The sequence below is a fragment of the Blastomonas sp. CCH1-A6 genome, assembly GCF_001556365.1.
Taxonomy (GTDB): Bacteria; Pseudomonadota; Alphaproteobacteria; order Sphingomonadales; family Sphingomonadaceae; genus Blastomonas; species Blastomonas ursincola.
Map to the genome: position 1 here is coordinate 1 of NZ_LSIS01000088.1, position 6,140 is coordinate 6,140.

Annotated in this window: 6 protein-coding genes; 2 read left to right on the plus strand and 4 right to left on the minus strand. The window is 64.0% G+C overall.

The window, feature by feature from the left end; all coding sequences use genetic code 11:
- Positions 1 to 75 precede the first annotated feature (75 nt).
- A complete protein-coding gene (locus AX735_RS04100) occupies positions 76 to 603 on the minus strand; it encodes a rhodanese-like domain-containing protein (RefSeq protein WP_066276052.1) in 528 nt (175 codons plus the stop codon).
- Positions 604 to 609: 6 nt separating this feature from the next.
- Positions 610 to 936 carry an ArsR/SmtB family transcription factor gene (locus tag AX735_RS04105; RefSeq protein ID WP_231750015.1) on the minus strand — a complete coding sequence of 109 codons (327 nt, stop codon included), beginning with the start codon at positions 934 to 936 and terminating at the stop codon, positions 610 to 612.
- A gap of 70 nt (positions 937 to 1,006) precedes the next feature.
- Between AX735_RS04105 and AX735_RS04110 the strand changes: the two genes are divergently transcribed.
- The gene (locus AX735_RS04110) at positions 1,007 to 1,900 is read left to right on the plus strand and encodes an MBL fold metallo-hydrolase (RefSeq protein ID WP_066276058.1); all 894 of its coding nucleotides are present in this window, start codon (positions 1,007 to 1,009) and stop codon (positions 1,898 to 1,900) included.
- A 61-nt stretch (positions 1,901 to 1,961) separates the two neighbouring features.
- Positions 1,962 to 2,531, plus strand: a complete 570-nt coding sequence (locus AX735_RS04115) for a DsrE family protein (RefSeq protein WP_231750016.1) — start codon at positions 1,962 to 1,964, stop codon at positions 2,529 to 2,531.
- A gap of 9 nt (positions 2,532 to 2,540) precedes the next feature.
- Here the strand turns inward: AX735_RS04115 and AX735_RS04120 are convergent, their stop codons facing one another.
- Positions 2,541 to 3,710, minus strand: coding sequence for a PepSY-associated TM helix domain-containing protein (locus AX735_RS04120; protein ID WP_066276060.1), 1,170 nt, complete (start codon positions 3,708 to 3,710; stop codon positions 2,541 to 2,543).
- Between the two features lie 26 nt (positions 3,711 to 3,736).
- Positions 3,737 to 5,845: a TonB-dependent siderophore receptor gene (locus AX735_RS04125; RefSeq protein ID WP_082750916.1), complete on the minus strand. Its 2,109-nt coding sequence runs from the start codon at positions 5,843 to 5,845 to the stop codon at positions 3,737 to 3,739.
- Between the last annotated feature and the right edge of the window lie 295 nt (positions 5,846 to 6,140).

The following is a 6,140-nucleotide window of genomic DNA, read 5'->3' on the forward strand; positions in this document are numbered from 1 at the left end:
CCCCCGAAAGCCGCCAGCAACAGGCCGACGATCGCGCCTCCCAGCGCGGCAAGAACGAGCGTTTCGATCATTGGATCAGCCCAAGGCGCGCCGGTTCCACGGCATCAGCGCGAGCAGCCGCGCCATGCCGCAAAAGCCGCTCAGCCCTGCAAAGGTCAGCCCCAGCCCGACAAAGGCGGTGAGCGCGACAAAGGCGGGCGCGACCAGCCACGCGAGCAGAAGACCCGTGAGGATCAGCAGGCCCGCCGCAATCTGCACCTGGCGCATCAGCTCCAGCGGCGCGCGCGCATTGCGCACGACCGGTTGCCCGGCCGCTTCCCAGGCCTTCAGCCCGCCCTTGAGGACGAGCGTGTCGACCGGCCATTGCCGGGCCAGCCGTTCCTGGTGCAGCCCTGTGCGCATGCCGCTGGCGCACATCAGAATCGGTAGCACACCGTCTTCCAGCACCACCGGTTCCGTGGTGGCTGCCGAGGCGGGGCGCAGGATCGCCCCTGGAATGTGAGCGCGCGCGAACTCGTCCGGCTCGCGAATGTCGATCAGCCGCGCAAGCCCCTGATCGATCAGTTGGTGCGCCTGACGCGCATCGATGATCGTAATTGCCATGATTTCTCAGCTTTCAGGGGGACAATAGATCGCGGCAAGCACCTGCATGATCTGCAGCACCGCAGGGTCGGCGATCCGGTAGAAAATGCTGGTGCCTTCGCGCCGGGTCTCCACTAGCCCCTGCTCGCGCAGGCGGGCCAGATGCTGCGACAGCGCGGATTGCGACAGCGCGACCTGCTGCTGAATTGCCCCCACCGACAATTCGCCATCCACGAGCAGGCAGAGCACCTGCAGCCTGTGCGGATTGGCGAGCAGGTGCAGCATGTGTGCGGCCTCGTCGGCCTTGGCGGCCATCGCTTCGGGCAGAGGCTTGGTGAAGGAGATATCAGACATGGGGCTCATATATTCCTTGAATCTAAATTAGACAAGACTAAATTAGATATATCTGATATAGGAGTTCGACATGCCCATCGCCATCCATCCGCATTTCGATACCGTGACCAACACGGTCAGCTATGTCGTGATAGATCCGGCCAGCGCGCGCGCGGCGATCATCGATCCGGTGTTGGATTTCGAGGCCAAGGCAGCGACCATTGCCACGACCATCGCCGACAGGCTGCTCGCCATCGTCGATGAGCAAGGCGCGACACTCGACTATGTGCTGGAAACGCATGCGCATGCCGATCACCTGACCGCCGCCCATTACATCCGTGCGCGCACAGGAGCGAAGGTCGTGATCGGAGCGCATATCCGCAACGTCCAGTCGATCTTCACCCCGGTCTTTGCGGCCGAGACGATCGAAACCGGCGAGGTGTTCGACATGCTGGTCGAAGAAGGCGACACGCTGGCATTGGGTGAAACCGAGATCCGAGTGCTGCACACGCCGGGGCATACGCCCGCCTGCCTCACCTATCGGATCGAAGATGCAGCGTTTGTCGGAGATACGCTGTTCATGCCCGATTACGGCACCGCGCGCGCCGACTTTCCAGGCGGCGATGCGGCGACGCTGTTTCGTTCGATCCGCAAGATCCTGGCGCTGCCCGAGCAGACGCGCATCTTTGTCGGGCATGATTATCTGCCCAGGGGCCGCAGCGATTTCCGTTGGGAAACGACCGTCGCGGAACAGCGCGCGGCCAATGTGCATGTGCATGACGGTGTGAGCGAGGCCGAATTCGTCGCGATGCGTGAAGCCCGCGATGCCACGCTCGATGCGCCCACGCTGATCCTGCCCAGTCTGCAGGTCAATATCCAGGGCGGAAAGCTGCCCAGTCCGGATGCCCAGGGCCGTGCCTTCCTGCGCCTGCCCATCAACGCGCTGGGCAGGCACAGTCCCCTGCCCGCCGAACTGTTCGAATAAGACTATGGGCGGCGTGCCGGTACGCTATGAATACAAGCCGATAGTGGCGAGGGAGGCGGCGATGCAATATGGTGTTGGGAAGTCCATGATCGGTCTGATGGCCTTGGCGGGGCTTGCAGCCGCGCTACCGGCACACGCACAGGACAGTCTGCGTCCCGGCTTTCACGCCGGGACCGCCATCCCGGAATTCGGCCCCGTCGCCAGCGCCGAGGGCCATATGCCGATCCCCGCCGAAGCGACCTTCAGCATCGCGTTCGATGTCAGCGAGGCAGGCAAGCCCGGCAGCCTCAACCGCACGATCGAAAGCGCGGCCCGGTTCATCAACATGCATGTCGAGGCGGGCGTGCCGCGCGAGGCCATCCGCATTGCGGTGGTCGCGCACGGCCAGGCGTCGTTCGACCTGACCAATGCCGCGACCTATGCGGCGAAGCATGACGGTGCCGCCAATGCCAACCTCGCTGCGATCGCGACCCTGCTGCAGCACGACGTGCAGTTCATCCTGTGCGGCCAGAGCGCCGCAGCGCTGGGCATCAAGCGCGAGCAGCTGGCCCCCGGCGTCAAGCTGACACTCTCCGCGATGACCGCGCACGCACAGCTGCAACAGCAGGGCTACACGCTCAACCCGTTCTGACGCTGCCGGTCATTCGGCGGGCGCAACCGATCGCTCTGTCTGGGCGGCTGACCGTCTGACCGCGACATGGCGCGCGGAGCGCTTGCGCCACCAGATCATCAGGCCGGTGACGACGAACGTGCACAGCGCGATGCCGGACAGGAAAATCGCGATCCGCCCCGCCCAGCCGAAGGCCTTGCCGCTGTGCAACGGGAACTGCCAGGCCACCACGACGTCACCCGCGCTTCCCTCGCTGAAATGCCGATCGCCGACTACCGCACCACTGCGGGCGTCGACGAACAGCCAGCGGTTGCCGTTGCTGTCGATGTCGCGCGGATCGAACAGGCGCAGCCAATAGATTCCCTTCGCAGGATTGTACGAAAGGCTGTCCACCCTTGCGGCACCCGCCAGGGTCAATGCCTGATCGGCGCTGACCGGCGGACGGTCCAGCGGCTCGGCCAGCGCCGCCGCGGCCTGGTCGGGTCGCTTGGTCAAGGGCGAAATCCGATCGATCGCCATCAGGACATCATCAGACCAATTGAAATATACACCCGTCGCCGCGAGCGTCAGTGTTACCGGGAAAAGCCAGAGGCCTACGGCCCGATGCAGATCGAACACCCGCTTGTGCCCCGCCGCTCGGCGACGGATGCGGAAGCTTTCCTTCCAGCGCGCGGCATTGGGAAAGGACAGCACAGCAGACGCGATATGGTCGATGATCCAGACAAGGCCGACCAGGCCAAGGATCCAGGTCATCCACGCGCCCAGGTGCAGCGAGTAATGGAAGGTGTAGAGGAAGCTCATGATCCCGCGCCGCGACAGATCGATCGCATTGGCGTCGCGCGCGCCCAGCACCTTGGCGGTCGCCGGGTCAACGAACACCTGCCAGTAGGACGGGCTGACTGCCGATTGGCCTGCACCGGCAATGGGCTCAAGATAGACCGTGACGACGTCGCCCGGTTCGTCGGGCAGATCGATATAGCCGGGTCGATTGCCTGGGTGCGCCCCGATTGCGGCCCCGACCAGCTGGCTGACAGGGAGCGTCGGTCCCGGACTAGCGGTGAACCAGTCCGCATTCAGGCCATGGTCAATTTCCTCGTAGAAGACGAGAATCGACCCGGTTGCGCCTAGCAGGAACAACCATAGCGCCCCCAGCAGGCCGAACCAGCGATGCCACAGCACCAGAGCGGGTCTGAGCCGCATCGGGCGTCAGGCCCTTCGCCAGGACATCAGAAGGACCACGATACCGTACCCTCGAAGGTGCGCGGCGTCCCATAGGTCACCCGACCCGGGCCAAAGGCATCGAAGGCGAAGCTGTCGGTCAGGTTCCGCGCGTTGAGCGCAAAGCGCCAGCCGTCTATCTCATAGGAAATGACGGCATCGAGCAGCGTATAGCCCGGCAATGTCAGCGTGTTGGCATTGTTCACCGGGCGCTTGTCGACAAGCGTCATGCCGCCGCCGAAGCCGAGGCCCTTGAGCGGCCCGGATTGCACCTCATAGCTCGACCAGATATTGGCGCTATGCGGCGACGTCCGCTGCACCTGGCGCCCCTGAAAGGCTGCCGTGTTGGTGCGGGTGATCTCTGCGTCTAGATAGGCATAGCTCGCCTGGATGCTCCAGCCGGGCAAGATCGTGCCTGCCAGCGACAATTCGACACCCTGGCTGCGCTGTTCACCATCGAGCACCGAAAAACCGACATTCACCGGATCGGGCGTCGCGACATTGGTCTGGTCGATGCGATAGACGGCGAGCGAACCGGTCAGTCCTTCGGTCAGGTTGACCTTTGCGCCGAGTTCCAGCTGCTCGCCACGCGTGGGGGCAAAGGCCTCGCCCGTGACCGTCCTGCCGATCTGCGGCTGGAAGGACTTGCTGTAGCTGGCATAGAGCGACACGGCCTCGCGCGGTTTGAAGATCAGGCCGACACGCGGGCTGAAGGCGCTGCCGGTCTGGCGGGCACGTGTATTTGCGGCAAGGTCGGTATCGACCTGCTCGAACGAGTCGTAGCGGCCGCCGAGAACAAGGCTCCACTGATCGCTGAAAACGATCCTGTCCTGCAGGAAGAGCCCGAGTTCGCGCAGCGTGTTGCCCGCATCATAGGTGTAGTTCAGCGCCCCGCGCCGCACGCTGTAAACGGGACTGAATATATCGATCGGCGCGGAAGGATCGAATTCCCGATAGCGGAAATCGGCCGTCGAGCGCGAAAGGTCCAGGCCGGCGATCAGCTCATGTCGAACCGCGCCGGTCGCGAAGCGGCCCCGCAGCGTCGTCTGCATCTGGGTCTCGCCATACGCATCGAAGGAATCGAACGGGGTTCGTGATAGGGTTCGCCCATCGGCAGCCAGCGCGCCCGGAAGTTCTGCCCCCACCGCAGCATACTCGGTATCGACGAAGCGCAGGATGCTGCTGACCGACCAGTCGTCGCTAAATTCGTGCACGAGGCGGGCACCGATGCGATGCTGCTCCACTTCCACGCTGCCGGTATTGACGTTGCGTCGCCGGGATATCCGGCCATTGGGATTGGCGAGGATCGTCCCCACCGCAGGCAGCCCGAAATTCTGCCGGTCGAGATCGAGAAGCTTGTAGGCTCCCTCGACCGTCAGGCTGGTCCGATCGCCCAGCATCGCCCGCACCGACGGCATGATCACCGAATTGCGCGTGCTCGCCCCTTCCAGAAACGATCCCTGGTCGCGCACCGACGTGCTCAGCCGATAGCTGATCTTCCCCGACTGATCCAAAGGTCCGGTGAGATCGGCCTCCGCACGGAAGAAGTCATAGCTGCCCAGCGTTGCCGTCACGAAATAGCCGGGCTCGGCTTCGGGTTGCTTGGTGATGAAGTTGATCGTCCCGCCCGGCGAGGAATTGCCGAACAGCAAAGAGGCGGGGCCGAGCAGCACCTCGATCCGTTCGATCCCGGTCAGGTCCGGCCCCAGATTGGCCGCCGGGCCGTTGCCGACCTTGGACAGCATGCCATCGAGCGCCGTCGGTGCAAAGAAACCGCGGACCTGCACGCGGAGGCCATCGAAATTGGCGGGAGCCGAATTGCGGACGCTGGGGACATTGGCGAGCGCGCTGAAAGTATCCGCTCGCTGGTCGCGCAGCAGGTCTTCGGTCAGCACCTGCACCGATTGCGGTGTATCGAGCAACGCCGCTCCGTCGCGCGTGCCTACCGCGTCGAGCGCCTGATAGCCCGATGCGCGTCCTGTGACGATGATCTCTCGCCGCGCCTGTTGTTCGGCTTCTGCATCCTGCGGCTCGGCCTGCGCATGGACTGGCGATGCAGCGATCGCCAGCGGCAGCGACAGCAGAGCCAAGCGGAAAAGGTGTCGGGGTGCAGTCACGGCCGCCTCATCAAATGTTAATGCGAGGCGTTCCTAACAATTCCGAAATGCGAGTCAATTGCAATAATTGGCATGGCGTCAGCTTGGGGGATTTTGCTGCGCCAAGCCCCCGAATGATCCCCACATCCCGCATTCGCCCGAGCAGCGGACAACAAAAACCCCGCCGGAAAGCGCTTCCGGCGGGGTCTTGTCGTGTCGGTTCCCCGGGCGTGGACGGGAGGAAGAACGCGAGGCTTATTCGGCGTCGCTGTCCACCGCTTCGGCACCGGTTGCTGCCGAAGCCGAAGCGGTGGAC

Coding starts and splice junctions, on each gene's coding strand:
- AX735_RS04110 (WP_066276058.1), top strand. CDS start 1,007: ATGCCCATCGCCATCCATCCGCATTTCGATACCGTGACCAACACGGTC.
- AX735_RS04105 (WP_231750015.1), bottom strand. CDS start 936: ATGTCTGATATCTCCTTCACCAAGCCTCTGCCCGAAGCGATGGCCGCC.
- AX735_RS04115 (WP_231750016.1), top strand. CDS start 1,962: ATGCAATATGGTGTTGGGAAGTCCATGATCGGTCTGATGGCCTTGGCG.
- AX735_RS04100 (WP_066276052.1), bottom strand. CDS start 603: ATGGCAATTACGATCATCGATGCGCGTCAGGCGCACCAACTGATCGAT.
- AX735_RS04120 (WP_066276060.1), bottom strand. CDS start 3,710: ATGCGGCTCAGACCCGCTCTGGTGCTGTGGCATCGCTGGTTCGGCCTG.